This is a genomic window from Candidatus Pelagibacter bacterium nBUS_36, assembly GCF_051201215.1.
Lineage (GTDB): Bacteria > Pseudomonadota > Alphaproteobacteria > Pelagibacterales > Pelagibacteraceae > Pelagibacter.
In genome coordinates, this window is record NZ_CP172839.1 from 162,436 (window position 1) to 176,508 (window position 14,073).

At 29.3% G+C, this 14,073-nt stretch carries 18 protein-coding genes, 1 tRNA gene and 1 rRNA gene; 9 read left to right on the plus strand and 11 right to left on the minus strand.

The window, feature by feature from the left end:
* The first annotated feature begins 22 nt into the window (after positions 1 to 22).
* The 9 genes from ACIJYI_RS00820 (at position 23) to ACIJYI_RS00860 (ending at position 5,805) form a co-directional block, all read left to right on the plus strand.
* Entirely contained in the window at positions 23 to 727 is a 705-nt protein-coding gene (locus ACIJYI_RS00820) for a glycosyltransferase family 2 protein (protein ID WP_435114240.1), read from the plus strand.
* Between the two features lie 305 nt (positions 728 to 1,032).
* Positions 1,033 to 1,147 (plus strand): 5S ribosomal RNA (gene rrf / locus ACIJYI_RS00825).
* An 11-nt stretch (positions 1,148 to 1,158) separates the two neighbouring features.
* Positions 1,159 to 2,052: an NAD-dependent epimerase/dehydratase family protein gene (locus ACIJYI_RS00830; protein WP_435114241.1), complete on the plus strand. Its 894-nt coding sequence runs from the start codon at positions 1,159 to 1,161 to the stop codon at positions 2,050 to 2,052.
* Positions 2,049 to 2,174, plus strand: coding sequence for a type B 50S ribosomal protein L36 (ykgO, locus tag ACIJYI_RS00835; protein ID WP_008545413.1), 126 nt, complete (start codon positions 2,049 to 2,051; stop codon positions 2,172 to 2,174). The genes ACIJYI_RS00830 and ykgO overlap by 4 nt, the downstream gene beginning before the upstream one ends.
* A 5-nt stretch (positions 2,175 to 2,179) precedes the next feature.
* Positions 2,180 to 2,290 (plus strand): aa3-type cytochrome c oxidase subunit IV, encoded by a 111-nt coding sequence (locus ACIJYI_RS00840; protein ID WP_271480132.1) that lies wholly within the window; start codon positions 2,180 to 2,182, stop codon positions 2,288 to 2,290.
* A 9-nt stretch (positions 2,291 to 2,299) separates the two neighbouring features.
* Positions 2,300 to 3,388: an NAD(P) transhydrogenase subunit alpha gene (locus ACIJYI_RS00845; protein WP_435114242.1), complete on the plus strand. Its 1,089-nt coding sequence runs from the start codon at positions 2,300 to 2,302 to the stop codon at positions 3,386 to 3,388.
* Positions 3,389 to 3,392: 4 nt separating this feature from the next.
* Positions 3,393 to 3,701, plus strand: coding sequence for a proton-translocating transhydrogenase family protein (locus ACIJYI_RS00850; protein WP_435114243.1), 309 nt, complete (start codon positions 3,393 to 3,395; stop codon positions 3,699 to 3,701).
* The gene (locus tag ACIJYI_RS00855; protein ID WP_435114244.1) at positions 3,701 to 5,098 is read left to right on the plus strand and encodes an NAD(P)(+) transhydrogenase (Re/Si-specific) subunit beta; all 1,398 of its coding nucleotides are present in this window, start codon (positions 3,701 to 3,703) and stop codon (positions 5,096 to 5,098) included. The genes ACIJYI_RS00850 and ACIJYI_RS00855 overlap by 1 nt, the downstream gene beginning before the upstream one ends.
* Before the next feature lie 8 nt (positions 5,099 to 5,106).
* Positions 5,107 to 5,805, plus strand: coding sequence for a transaldolase family protein (locus ACIJYI_RS00860; protein WP_435114245.1), 699 nt, complete (start codon positions 5,107 to 5,109; stop codon positions 5,803 to 5,805).
* Between the two features lie 7 nt (positions 5,806 to 5,812).
* On the opposite strand, the gene ACIJYI_RS00865 is transcribed toward ACIJYI_RS00860, so the two are convergent.
* The 11 genes from ACIJYI_RS00865 to tkt all read right to left on the minus strand — a co-directional run bounded on the left by ACIJYI_RS00865 (position 5,813) and on the right by tkt (position 14,062).
* Positions 5,813 to 5,889, minus strand: a tRNA-Met gene (locus ACIJYI_RS00865).
* A gap of 6 nt (positions 5,890 to 5,895) precedes the next feature.
* A complete protein-coding gene (rpsU, locus tag ACIJYI_RS00870; protein WP_008544401.1) occupies positions 5,896 to 6,090 on the minus strand; it encodes a 30S ribosomal protein S21 in 195 nt (64 codons plus the stop codon).
* 61 nt (positions 6,091 to 6,151) lie between these two features.
* Positions 6,152 to 6,733 carry a cell cycle transcriptional regulator TrcR gene (locus ACIJYI_RS00875; protein WP_435114246.1) on the minus strand — a complete coding sequence of 194 codons (582 nt, stop codon included), beginning with the start codon at positions 6,731 to 6,733 and terminating at the stop codon, positions 6,152 to 6,154.
* Positions 6,734 to 6,964 carry a 50S ribosomal protein L31 gene (gene rpmE, locus ACIJYI_RS00880; RefSeq protein ID WP_435114247.1) on the minus strand — a complete coding sequence of 77 codons (231 nt, stop codon included), beginning with the start codon at positions 6,962 to 6,964 and terminating at the stop codon, positions 6,734 to 6,736.
* Positions 6,965 to 6,999: 35 nt separating this feature from the next.
* On the minus strand, positions 7,000 to 7,740 hold the full coding sequence (locus ACIJYI_RS00885) for an inositol monophosphatase family protein (protein WP_435114248.1): 741 nt from the start codon (positions 7,738 to 7,740) through the stop codon (positions 7,000 to 7,002).
* Between the two features lie 5 nt (positions 7,741 to 7,745).
* Complete coding sequence (gene efp / locus ACIJYI_RS00890; protein WP_435114249.1) at positions 7,746 to 8,306, minus strand: elongation factor P; 561 nt, start codon at positions 8,304 to 8,306, stop codon at positions 7,746 to 7,748.
* The gene (gene thiE / locus ACIJYI_RS00895) at positions 8,303 to 8,917 is read right to left on the minus strand and encodes a thiamine phosphate synthase (protein WP_435114250.1); all 615 of its coding nucleotides are present in this window, start codon (positions 8,915 to 8,917) and stop codon (positions 8,303 to 8,305) included. Before thiE ends, efp begins: the two co-directional genes overlap by 4 nt.
* Entirely contained in the window at positions 8,904 to 9,914 is a 1,011-nt protein-coding gene (locus tag ACIJYI_RS00900; RefSeq protein WP_435114251.1) for a class I fructose-bisphosphate aldolase, read from the minus strand. Before ACIJYI_RS00900 ends, thiE begins: the two co-directional genes overlap by 14 nt.
* Before the next feature lies 1 nt (position 9,915).
* A complete protein-coding gene (locus tag ACIJYI_RS00905) occupies positions 9,916 to 11,094 on the minus strand; it encodes a phosphoglycerate kinase (RefSeq protein WP_435114252.1) in 1,179 nt (392 codons plus the stop codon).
* The gene (gap, locus tag ACIJYI_RS00910; protein ID WP_435114253.1) at positions 11,094 to 12,101 is read right to left on the minus strand and encodes a type I glyceraldehyde-3-phosphate dehydrogenase; all 1,008 of its coding nucleotides are present in this window, start codon (positions 12,099 to 12,101) and stop codon (positions 11,094 to 11,096) included. Before gap ends, ACIJYI_RS00905 begins: the two co-directional genes overlap by 1 nt.
* A 2-nt stretch (positions 12,102 to 12,103) precedes the next feature.
* On the minus strand, positions 12,104 to 14,062 hold the full coding sequence (gene tkt, locus ACIJYI_RS00915; protein ID WP_435114254.1) for a transketolase: 1,959 nt from the start codon (positions 14,060 to 14,062) through the stop codon (positions 12,104 to 12,106).
* Between the last annotated feature and the right edge of the window lie 11 nt (positions 14,063 to 14,073).

Sequence of the window (14,073 nt, forward strand, 5' to 3'; positions counted from 1 at the left end):
ACAACAAACCCTTAAAGATAATATGTACAATGACCAAATACTCATATCTATTTTGATACCTTCTTTTAATGAAAGCGAAACTATTCTCAAAGTATTAAATAGAATTTCAGAAATATCAGAACAAAATAACAATTATGAAATAATTATTATTGATGATGGTTCAACAGATAATACAAAAGATATATTAGAAAAAAATAAAAGTTTATACACAACTTTAATCTCTTATGGTTCTAACCAAGGAAAAGGTTATGCAATTAAAAAAGGGTTAGAAACAGCAAGAGGTCGATATATTTTTTTTCAAGATGCTGATTTAGAATATGATCCTATTGAATTAAAAAAATTTATAAAATTAATTAATCGTTTTGAACCTGATTTAATTATTGGTTCACGTTTTAATTATTCTGAATACACAAGATCTCACAATATACTGAACAAATTTGGGAATAAGATTATTACTTTAATTTTTAACTTACTTTATAACACTACTTTTACGGATATATATTCCTGCTATGCTTGCTTTAAAAAAAAGCTACTCAATGAAAATAATTTAAGAACAAATGGTTTTGAACAACATGCTGAAATTCTTTGCAAAGTAATTAAAAAAGGAAAAAAATTTTACGAATTACCAATAAGTTATAATGGTAGAACTTTTGAAGAAGGAAAAAAAATAAAATTTTATCATATAGTTAGTGTGATTTTTAGAATAATTTATGAAAGATTTAAATAAAATTGAGTTTAACAATCTTTATATCCATGCTTTACAAAATTTAAATATCTTTCTGTTGGAAATTTAAATGATGTTTTATTAACTATTGTGTAAGTCATGACTTTTTTTTCCGTTTTCATATCACTTACAATGGCAGATCATACGAGGAAGGTAAAAAAATAGGTCTTAAGGATGCATTTATTGCTCTTAAAACCATCATTTTATATTCAATTAAAAATTAGATTTTTTATGATAAATATGATTTTTTTTGTTTTTACCCAATATTATCTTTGACACAATTTTAAGAATATGTATAAGTGCCACTGCCTGGTAATTATTGCGAAAGGGTTATACCCGATCCCATTCCGAACTCGGAAGTCAAGCCTTTCTGCGCCAATGGTACTTTGTCTTAAGACACGGAAGAGTAGGACATTGCCAGGCATTTAATCTTAATGAAAAATCATATTATAGTTACTGGTGGAGCTGGTTTCGTTGGTTCAAATTTAATTGAGTTGCTTTTAAAAAAAACTAATAAGAAAATTATTAGCCTTGATAATTATTCAACTGGAAAAAGAGAAAACCACATTAGTAGTAAAAATCAAAGAGTAAGATATTTAGTTGGCAATACTCATGACATAGATAAAAAATTGAATAAATTTAAAAATAAAATTCACTCAGTGTTTCATTTTGGAGAATTTGCTAGAATATACCAAAGTTTTAAGGAATTTGACAAATGTTATGACTCTAATTCAATAGGCAGTAAAGCAGTTTTTAAATTTTGTCTTGATAATTCAATAAAACTTATTTATTCAGCTACTTCAGCTAGTTTAGGAAATAAGGGTAATGACAAAAATCTTTCACCTTATGCTTTTACAAAATCAAAAAATTTAGAATTGTTAGAAAACTTAAAAAGATGGTTTAATTTTAAGTATGAAGTAGTTTATTTTTATAACGTTTATGGTCCAAGACAAATAAAAAGAGGTGCTATGGCAACTGTCATTGGAATATTTGAAGATCAGTACAATAATAATAGACCATTGACAATTGTTAGACCTGGTTCACAAACAAGAAGGTTTACTCATATAAGTGATACAGTTGAGATCTGTTATGAGGCATGGAAAAAGAATAAATGTGCACATTATAGTATTAGTAATAAAAAAGCCTTTTCTATTAAAAATGTTGCTAAATTGTTTGGTTCTAAAATTATTATGCTTAAATCAAGACAAGGCGAGAGATTTGCGTCCGCATTAACAAAAATTAGTCTAAATAACCAAATAATTCGAAGATATGGAAAAATACATTTGAAAGATTATATAAGTTCGTTTATTAAAGGTCCAAATTTATGAAAATTAAAAGCTCATTAAAGTCTATAAAAAAAAGAGACCTAAACTCTAAATTAGTTAGAAGAAGAGGTAGGGTCTATGTCATTAATAAAACTAACCCAAAGTTTAAAGCAAGACAAAAGTAATTTTTATGGATAATCAAAACCATAAAAATACCTGGAACAATTTTACAAAATTTGTGTTGTGGGGAACGGTCGCAGTTATTGGTGTTTTAGTTTTAATGGCAATATTCTTACTATAATATAGATGTATGAAAATTGCTTCTATTTTAGAAAATCAAGAAATTGAAAAAAGAATTGCAATAACTCCCGAGATTGCAAAAAAATATATCTCACTTGGTATTGAAGTTTCTTTATCTGAAAATTATGGAAGTCATCTTGGAATTAAAGATGAAGAATATAAGGATTTTGGAGTATCAATTTTAAAAGATGAAAAAGAAATAATAACAAATGCAGATATTATTGCTCAATTAGCTTTATTAGATGATGACAAAAGTTCATTATTAAAAGTAAATCAAACTTTTATTGGGGTCCTAAATCCGTATGATAATAATGATAAGATAAATAATTTAGTTAAAAAAAATATTAACATTTTTTCACTCGAGCTACTTCCTAGAATTACAAGAGCTCAGTCTATGGACATATTATCTTCACAGGCAAATCTTGCAGGATATAAAGCAGTAGTCGAGTCGTTTGCTAATTTTGAGAAAGCAATTCCAATGATGATGACTGCGGCAGGTACAATCCCAGCAGCAAAAGTATTAGTAGTTGGTGCAGGGGTTGCGGGATTACAAGCAATTGCGACTGCAAAACGAATGGGAGCAATTGTGTTTGCAACAGATGTTAGAATGGCCTCAAAAGAACAGGTTGAAAGTTTGGGGGGAAAATTTTTAACAGTTGAAGGTGCAGAGAATTTAGAGACCGAGGGAGGTTATGCTAAAGAAGCATCAGATGATTTTAAGAAGAAACAAGAAGAATTATTATCAGAAACATTAAAAAAAATAGATATTGTGATTTGTACAGCTTTAATTCCAGGAAAAAAAGCACCAATAATTATTAAAGAAGATATGATTAATAATATGCAGTCTGGGTCAATAATTTATGATCTAGCAGCGATTCAAGGTGGTAACACAGCGCATACTAAAGTTGATGAAGTTGTATATAGAGATGGTGTTAAAATAATGGGGGAAAGCAATATTTTAAACAAACTACCAACTTCTGCATCAAATTTATATGCAAAAAACGTATTTAACTTCGTTTCAAATTTATATGATAAAGAAAATAAAAAGATCAATATAAATTTGGATGATGAGATAATTAAAAAAACTTTAATAAAATAAAATTATGGAAATAGATCCTTTTATATTTAGATTAAGTATTTTTATCCTTTCAATTTTCATTGGATATTATGTGGTTTGGAGTGTAACTCCATCGCTACATACACCTTTAATGTCTGTTACAAATGCTATTTCATCAGTGATTATTGTTGGGGCAATTATTGCAGGATTAGCTGGAAACTCTGACACTATATTTAACGCTTCAAGTATCTTTGGTTTTTTAGCAATATCATTAGCGGCAATTAATATTTTTGGGGGCTTTCTGGTAACGCAAAGAATGCTTGCAATGTATAAAAAAAAGAAAAGGGATAAATAATGATTTCAGCAAATTTATCAGCTATTTTTTATTTAATTTCAGGAGTATTATTTATTTTAGCTTTAAGAGGACTTTCTTCACCAGAGACTTCTAGACAAGGAAATTTCTTTGGAATTTTAGGAATGATTATTGCAATCACAGTTACTTTTTTATCAATTGGTAATTTTTCAACTGGATTAGTAGTTGTTTTAATCTTTCTTTTAATAGGAGGATTAATTGGTGCTTTTATAGCTTATAAAATACCAATGACAGCGATGCCAGAGTTGGTTGCTGGTTTTCATAGTTTAGTTGGGCTTGCAGCAGTATTTGTTGCAATAGCTGCTTTTTTAAATCCAGAAGCTTTTAATTTAGGATCTCCAGGCAACATTAAACTTGGAAGCTTGATTGAAATGTCAATCGGTGCAGCAGTTGGCGCAATAACTTTTTCAGGTTCAATTATTGCTTTTTTGAAACTTCAAGGAATAATGTCAGGATCACCTATAACGTTTAAAGGACAACATCTTCTTAATGCTTTGATATTAATTTCGATAATAATTATAACCTATTTGCTTTGCTCCACTCAAGCATCAAGTCTATTTTGGATACTATTGGCTATTTCTTTCTTAATTGGTTTTCTTTTAATAATTCCAATTGGTGGTGCAGATATGCCGGTAGTAATTTCTATGCTTAACTCTTACTCTGGTTGGGCAGCTGCAGGAATTGGATTTACTCTAGAAAATACTGCTTTAATAATTACAGGAGCTTTAGTTGGCTCTTCTGGAGCAATCCTATCGTATATTATGTGTAAAGGAATGAATAGATCATTCTTTAATGTAATCCTAGGTGGATTTGGTGCAACTGAACAATCAGGTTCAGCACAAAATAAAGAACAAAGACCAGTAAAAAGTGGAAACGCAGATGATGCTGCTTTTCTAATGAAGAATGCTTCATCAGTTATCATTGTACCAGGTTATGGTATGGCTGTTGCTCAAGCACAACATGCTTTAAGAGAGATGGTTGATACATTGAAAAAAAATGACATAAAAGTTTCTTATGCTATTCATCCTGTTGCAGGAAGAATGCCAGGTCATATGAATGTTTTATTGGCTGAAGCCAATGTTCCATATGATGAAGTTTTTGAATTAGAGGAAATAAACAATGATTTCGCAAATGCTGATGTTGCTTTTGTAATAGGTGCAAATGATGTAACCAATCCAGTTGCAAAAACAGATCCACAAAGCCCTATTTATGGTATGCCAGTACTAGATGTTGAAAAGTGTAAGTCTGTTTTGTTTGTAAAAAGAAGCCTTTCACCTGGATACGCAGGTATTGATAACGATCTATTTTATAAAGAAAATACACTTATGTTATTTGCTGATGCAAAAAAAATGACAGAAGATATTACTAAAAACTTGTAGGTAATTAATTGAAAACTAAAATATTTTGTGACATTGCAGAATTAAGCTTAATTAAAAAATTTAATAAAAAAAAGATTGTCAAAGGATTTACTACAAATCCAAGTTTGATGAGAAAAGCTGGTGCAAATGATTATAAATCTTACTCAAAAAAAATCTTAAAAATTTGTAAAAATAAACCAGTCTCACTTGAAGTGTTTGCTGATGAATACAATGAGATGAAGAAACAAGCAATTCAAATAAATACTTGGGCAAAAAATATTTATGTTAAAGTACCAGTAGCAAATTCCAAAGGTAAATTCATGGGAAGAATTATTAAGGAATTAAACGGTCAAAATATTAAGCTAAATATAACTGCAATTTACAGTGCAAAACAAACTGAAAAAATTTTAAAATTGATTAATAAAAAAACTAAAGTGATTATTTCTATATTTGCAGGAAGAGCAGGGGATACAGGAAAAGACCCAGTTCCTGAATTTAGAAAAAGTATTTCATTAGCTAAAAAATTTAGAAATGTGGAAATTTTATGGGCAAGTGTTAGGGAGCCATATAACTACTTACAAGCTAAACAACTGGGTTGTCACATTATTACAGTGCCACCTGCAACTATTGAAAAAATAGAAAACTTTGGAAAGTCATTTGATCAGCTCACAAAAGAGACTGTTAAAGCATTTCTGATTGATAGCAAAAAATCTAATTTTAAAATTTAACTGGGATTGGTTGCGGGGGACGGATTTGAACCGCCGACCTTCAGGTTATGAGCCTGACGAGCTACCAGACTGCTCCACCCCGCGGTATACTTAAATTCTATTTTTAAGTTTATTTAACTTTTTAACTCTTTTAATATTTTCTTGTAGAATTCTTTTCTTCTTTTCAGAAGGCTTCTCATATGTATTTTTTAATTTGATAACTTTAAAAAAACCATCTCTTTGGAGTTTTCTTTTTAAGACTCTTAAAGCTTGTTCAATATTATTATCTTTAACTTCTATTTTCATAACTTTTTAAAAGAATGGTTAATTAGCACTTTTATAATTTTATGTCTATTAGTTTTATTCATTATACAGAAGCTGCATTAGCTTGTTTTTGTTTTTCTTTTTCTTTTTTTTCTCTCTTAATTCTTCTCTCAGCTTTCTCCAGTGCATCAATCAAATCTTTTTGACTGAATAGATTTAATGCAACAGGATCTTTTGGATTAAGATTATTATAGTTCCAATAGCTTTTATTTCTAATTGATGTTACTGAATTTTTAGTTATCCCTACTAGTTTTGCTATTTGAGAATCTTTCAACATGTTATGTTGTTTTAAAAGCCATAAAGCTGAATCTGGTTTATCTTGTCTTTTGGAAAGAGGAATATATTTCTTTACTTTTTTTTCTGTATTCGAAATTTCAATGTCTGTATTCTTAATTGCTAGAGGCCTATCCTCATCCTTTGACGACAACTCAATTTCTTCTCTAGAAAGTTGGCCTGCGATTATTGGATTGTAGGCTTTAATTCCTTTTGCAACTTCACCATCTGCAATACCCTGAATTTCTACTTCATGTAGATTACAAAAATTTGCAATCTGTTTGAAAGTCAATGTTGTGTTCTCAACGAGCCAAACAGCTGTAGCCATTGGCATTAATGGTGCGTTTGACATCTAATTTTTTTTATCTGATTTAAAGTTTTGAAATTTTTTATTAAATTTACTAATTCTACCTTTATCCATTAGTTTTTGTTTCCCCCCGGTCCAAGCAGAATGTGACTTTGGGTCTATCTCTAATTTTAAAACATCACCTTCAGCTCCCCAAGTTGATTTTGTTTCAAATTGAGTTCCATCTGTCATTTCGACTTTTATTGAGTGGTATTTAGGGTGTATGTCTTTTTTCATAACGAGACTTATAGCAAAAGAATTTTAGAACACAATTAAAAGTTCTTTAAATTTTCCAACATTTTATCATTTATTGCGGCACTTGAGGCCTTAATATCAATATTATAAGTATCATATTGATCTAGGTTATTAACTATTCCACCAGCTTCTTTTACCATTAATGATCCTGCGGCTACGTCCCATAGGTTAATTTTATTTTGAAAATAACCATCAAGCCTACCAGAGGCAACATAAGCTAGATCTAATGCAGCAGATCCACTGCATCTCATATTAAGACTGCTAAACTTAACACCTTCATGGTTACTTGAAAATAAACATTCATCAAGAGCACTTTTTTTTGAAACTCTCAACCTTTGATTATTTAAAAAAGCTCCTTTATCTTTCTCTGCAAAAAACATTTCATCTTTAATTGGATCAAATATTAAACCACTAATCATTTCACCTTTAGACTTAAGACCAATAGAAATTGCAAAATGAGGTATTCCATGAAGAAAATTAGTAGTTCCATCAATTGGATCAATAATCCAAGTATTGTCTTTATCTTTATTTTTGATAATTCCTGACTCTTCAGTAACAAAGGAGTAATTTTTTTTTATTTTTGATAGTTCTTCAATCAAAATTTTTTCAACATGTTTATCAGTTTTCGTTACAAAGTCCTTGGGTCCTTTTTTTGAAACTTGTAACTTTTCAACCTCACCAAAATCTCTGATTATTGATTTGGAAGCTTTTTCCACAGCTTTAATCATTATGTTTAGATTTGCAGAAATAGAAATCATTGAGTTTATATCTTTTTTATATATTCCAGGGTTCTTGTATCAACTATCACCTCATCACCAGAGTCGATAAAAGGTGGTACCTGAATATTTAACCCATTGTCTAGTATTGCAGGTTTGTATGATGATGAAACTGTTTGACCTTTTAATGCAACATCAGTTATTTCAATTTTGCATGTAACTTGATTTGGAAGTTCAATTGAAATTGGGTTTTCATTATAAAAACTCACAGAAACTTCAAGATTTTCAGTTAATAGTTTTCCCTTTTCTCCAACAATATCTTTTTTGATTTCTATTTGTTCAAATGTTTTGGGATCCATAAATATATAATTATTTTCATCATCATAAAGATAATTAAAATTTGTTTCTTCTAGTGATGCTTTTTCCACTGACTCACTAGATCTGAATCTTTCATTTAATTTTGTATTTTTTCCAACACTTTTCATTTCCACCTGAGCGAATGCTCCACCTTTACCAGGTTTTACATGTTGAGTTTTAAGTACTTGCCATAAGTCATTTTTATATTCTAAAAGCATTCCCACTCTTATTTCGCCAGCATTTATTTTCATTTTAATTTTTCCGTTGCTTCTAAGGGTTTATATTTTTTATTATTCCAAACGTAGCTTGAAATAGCTAATAAATTAGCTTTGTTCAATAACAGTTTTTTATAATTTTTATTATTGATACCTCCAATTGCAACTATTGGTGTTTTGGTTAATTTTTTTACTTTATTCAAAATTTTAGTTGTGGCTTTAAATTTTACTTTTTTTGTTTTAGTTGAAAAAAAAGCGCCAAAGGCAATATAACTAGCTTTTTCTTTGACAGCAGTCTTTGCCAGTTTGATAGAATTATGACAGGTAACTCCTATTATCTTGTTTCCTATTATTTTTCTTGCCTCATTTATTTTAATGTCTTTTTGCCCTAAATGACAACCATCAGCACCAAGCTTTTTCACAAGAATAGGATCGTCATTTACCAAAAATTTCACATTATTTTTTATACATATCTGCTTAATTTTTTTTCCAATTAACATTTTTTGCTTAAATGAATATTTTTTAAGCCTCAATTGAAAAAAACCAATTTTACCAGTTTTCAAAACTAATTTTAAATTTTTATAGAAATTAGTAGAAATATTATTGGGAGAAATAAGATAAATAAATTTTTTTTTATTTATTTTCAAGATCGCTAGACCATTTTCCTTGAGCAGCCAAAGTGTTCATTTTTGCTCTATGATTGAACACATTTTGTGTTCCTTTAACATCTTTAATATTTTTTGACCAAAATTTTAGAGCACTTTGTTGTAAAGCTCTTCCGTATGAATAGGTCATTATAAAATTAGTATTATTATTCTTATTAATTAGATTTAAATTTTCTGTTGCTTCTATTTCAGATTGGCCGCCAGATAAAAAAGCAACTCCAGGCACTTCAATTGGAACAGATTTTTTAAGACACTCAAGTGTTTTGAATGACACTTCTTCATTAGAAATTTTATTTTTTGATTTATTTCCTGCAAGGATCATATTTGGTTTTAAAATAATCCCTGTCAGATCAATTTTGTGAGTTATTAATTCATCAAAACATTTTTGAATAACTTCAGATGTTTTAATTAAACAATCATCTGCTGAATGATCACCATCCATTAATACTTCAGGTTCAACAATTGGAACCATTCCACATTCTTGAACAAGAGCAGAGTATCTTGCTAAAGCATGAGCATTAGAATTAATTGCAAGCTTGCTGGGATATTTTTCACTAATATTATAAACACCTCTCCATTTTGTAAATCTTGCTCCAAGTAGATAATATTCTTTTAATCTCTCTCTTAATCCATCCAAACCTTCTGTAATTTTTTCCTCAGATGAATTTGCTAAAACTTTTGCACCAGTGTCAACTTTAATTCCTGGCACCGCACCTGAATCTGAAATTAAAGTAGGGATTTTTTTTTCAGAAATTGAAGATTGATTTATTGTTTCATCATATAAAATTACCCCACCAATACATTCGGTCATACATTCTGATGAAAAAAGGGTTTCTCTAAAAAGAAGCCTATTTTCTGAAGTTGATGTAATATTTACTGATTCTAATCTTTTGGTCATTGTTCCGTTACTTTCGTCTGCTGCAAGAATTCCTTTACCGTCAGAAAGTATTTTAAGAGCAATTTTATTTAATTCAGTCATTTTAATTTAAAACTTTTATACCAGGAAGTTCTTTTCCTTCAAGATATTCCAAGAAAGCTCCACCTGCAGTTGAAACAAAATCAAAACTATTTATTAAATGTAAACTATTTAATAATGCAACTGTGTCTCCACCTCCAGCAACAGAATAAATTTCTTTAGCTTTATTCCTTTCAATTATTTTTTTTGCAATTTTATTGCTTCCATTAGCAAAGTTTGGATTTTCAAAATATCCAGCAGGACCATTCCACAAAATTGTTTTACTGTTATTAATAGTATCATTGATCAATTCGATTGTTTTTGGACCAATATCTAAAATCATCTCTTCTGATGTTACTTCATTAACCTTTTTATTTTTAGGAGACCCATCAAAATTTTTTGCAACAACAACATCTTTTGGGTATATTATTTTACAATTTTCTTTTTTTGAAAGTGAAAAGATTTCCTCAATAATTGAGTCTGTGTTGTTCTCATGTAGTGATTTTCCTATATTATTACCCATATATTTAATAATATTATTAGCCATTCCACCCACGATAATAATGTTATCAAACTTAGGTATTAAATTTTTAATTATATTGATCTTAGTTGAGACTTTAGAGCCTCCAATTATACAGGTAATAGGTTTTATTATATTTGAAGTGATCTTCTTTAGAGCATTGACCTCAATATCAAGTTGTAATCCAGAATATGAAGGTAAAAAATTTCTTATTTCATGAATTGATGAGTGCGCTCTATGAGAACATGAAAAAGCATCATTTACGTAAATATCTGCTAAGCTTGCAAGATGTTCTGCGAATTGTTGATCATTTTTTTCTTCCTCAGAATAAAACCTAATATTTTCTAACATAATAATTTTTTCATTAGAATTGGTAAATAAGTCTTTGTTGTTCATTTCTTTAATATTTTTTGAAATTAAACTTATATTTTGATTTAATTTATTTTCCAAATTTTCACATATTGGTTTTAGCGAAAGTTCATTTACAACTTTGCCTTTTGGTCTTCCCACATGGGAAAGAATTATAATTTTTGTATTTTGAGAAATTAGAAATTTTAAAGTAGGAATAATTTTGTCAATTCTTGTAGTGTCAGTAATTTCACCGTTATCTAAAGGTACGTTTAAATCTAATCTTAATAATATTTTCTTACCATTAAGATTTTTCTCTTGTTTGATACTTTTCATTAAGAGATTTTGTGAACGTATTCTGCTATATCACACATTCTGTTTGAAAATCCCCATTCGTTATCATACCAGACTGAAATTTTTCCCATATTTTTATCTACCACACTAGTAAGAGATAAGTCCACAATTGCTGATGCTGAATTATGATTAAAATCAATAGAAACTAGTTTTTCAGATGTTATTTCTAAAATTTTTTTAGATTGATTTTTTGATACTTCTTTAAAAGTATTATTAATTTTTTCTATATTTATTTCTTTTTTAGTACAAAAAACTAATTCAATAAGAGAAACATTTGGAGTTGGAACTCTCATAGCAACACCCTCTAATTTACCTTTTAATGAGGGAATTATCTCTCCGATAGCCTTTGAAGCTCCTGTGGATGTTGGAACTATAGATTGGCTCGCAGATCTTGCTCTTCTAGGATCCTTATGAGAATTATCCAAAATTCTTTGATCGCTAGTAAATGCATGAATTGTTGTCATAAAACCTTTTTCAATTTCAAAATTTTTATGAAGAGTATTTGCAACAGGCGCCAAACAATTTGTGGTGCATGAAGCAGCAGAAATTATTTGATCATTATTAGTAAGCTGATCTTCGTTAACACCAAACACAATTGTTTTGTCTGCATTTTTACAAGGTGCTGAAACAATAACTCTTTTTGCGCCATTATTAATATGAGGTAATAGTTTTTCTTTTGAATTAAATTTTCCAGTGCATTCAAAAACATAATCAACATCAAATTTTTTCCAATTAATATTTTCAATTTTAGATTCTTGAGAAAAAGTGATTTTATTTTTATTTATAATCAAATGATTCTCATCATAACCAAGTTCTGCATTAAATTTTCCATGAATAGAATCGTATTTAATTAAGGCACAGCTTGTTTCAGAGTTAGACCTGTTATTAATGTGTTTTATTTTTATATTTTTATTTTGGCTTTCAATAATCGCTCTAATTACCATTCTACCAATTCTTCCCATTCCATTAATTCCAACTTTTATTGTCATTTTTACCTTTTTATCAATTTTTTTGATTTATTTGCAATGTTTGTTGATGTTAAACCAAAATGTTTATAAATTTCTTTATATGGTGCACTTTTACCAAAAGTATCAATACCAAAAGTTAAACCCTCATCACCCACATATTTTTTCCAACAATCTGTTGATGCAGCTTCAATAGAAATTTTTATTTTAGTTTCATCAAGAATTTTTTGTTTGTAAGCAGTAGATTGTGAGTCAAAAAGATCCTGACACGGCATTGATATAACTTTAGAGTAAACTTTTTCTTTGGCTAATTTGTGGCTGGTTTCAATTGCTAAATTAACCTCGGAACCACTTGCAATTATGGTTAAATGAATTTTTTTATTTGTTCGAAAAACCTCATAAGCTCCCAAAGAACATTTATTGACGTTAGAATATTTTTTTCTTATTGGGTCAAGATTTTGTCTGGTTAAAGATAAAACACTTGGTGTTTTTGAACTTTTTAGCGCGTGTTCCCAACATTCAATAGTTTCTATTCTGTCTGCTGGTCTAAAAACATTTAGATTTGGAATAGATCGTAAACCTGATAATTGTTCTATTGGTTGGTGGGTTGGACCATCTTCTCCAAGACCGATGGAATCATGAGTCATAATATAAATTACTCTTTGTTCCATTAATGCTGACAATCGTATTGATGGTTTGCAGTAATCTGAAAATATTAAAAATGTTCCACCATATGGAATAAAATTGCTATGTAGAGCAAGACCATTCATTATTCCACTCATTGCATGTTCTCTTACCCCGTAGTGAATATAATCACTGTTGAAGTCACCTGGTTTAGTTATTCTATGGTGTTTTGTTTTAGTATTGTTTGATCCTGCTAAATCAGCAGAACCACCAATTAAAGTATTATTTTCTTTAGTTAGTGCATTGAGAGTTAATTCTGAAGATTTTCTAGTAGCCAAACTTTTTAGCTGTTTAAGAGCATTCTTTTTTTCAGATTTTAAAACTTTTGTAAAATTATTTTTAAGTACCTTGTCTATTTTTTTCTTTTTCTTTTTATAATTTTTATTCCATTTATTTTCAAGTAGCTGGCCTCTTTTACCAATTTTTCTCCATTCGTTTAAAATTTTATTTGGAATTTGAAAGGGCTTATAATTCCAACTTAGAGCATTTCTTACAAGCTTAATTTCATCTAGTCCAATAGGACTTCCATGAGATGAAGATTTACCTGATTTGTTTGGTGAGCCATAACCAATTTTAGTTTTACAAGAAATAATAGTTGGTTTTTTTGCATTTTGAGTTTTTTTCAAAGCTTTAAAAACTTCTTTTTCATCGTGACCATTAACAAGAATGTAGTCCCAACCATAACTTTCAAATCTTTTTTTAAAGTTATCTGATACTGCTAGACTAGTTGGTCCGTCGATTGATATTGAGTTGTTATCAAAAAGCATAACTAAATTTTTAAGTTTTAAATGGCCAGCTAAACTCATTGCTTCATGACTTATTCCTTCCATTAAACAACCATCCCCAGCCAATACATAAGTTTTGTGATCAATAATTTCTTTACCCAATTTCTTTTTTAAAATTTCTTCAGCTATCGCAAAGCCAACTGCATTTGCAATTCCTTGACCTAGCGGTCCAGTTGTTGTTTCAATACCAGTTTTAGGATGGTACTCTGGATGTCCTGCACATATTGAGTTAAGTTGTCTAAATCTTTTAATACTATTAAGTGAAATACTTTTGTATCCAGTTAAGTGTAATAAAGAATAAAGAAGCATAGAGCCATGACCTGCTGATAAAACAAACCTGTCTCTATTTAACCAATCTGGATTTTTAGGATTAAATCTTAAAAAATCTTTAAACAACACTGTTGCAACATCAGCCATGCCCATTGGCATACCTGGATGACCAGAATTTGCCTTCTGTACAGCATCAATTGATAAAAATCTGATGCAATTTGCTAAATCATTGTGTAGTTTGTTCAAAAATTATCCTG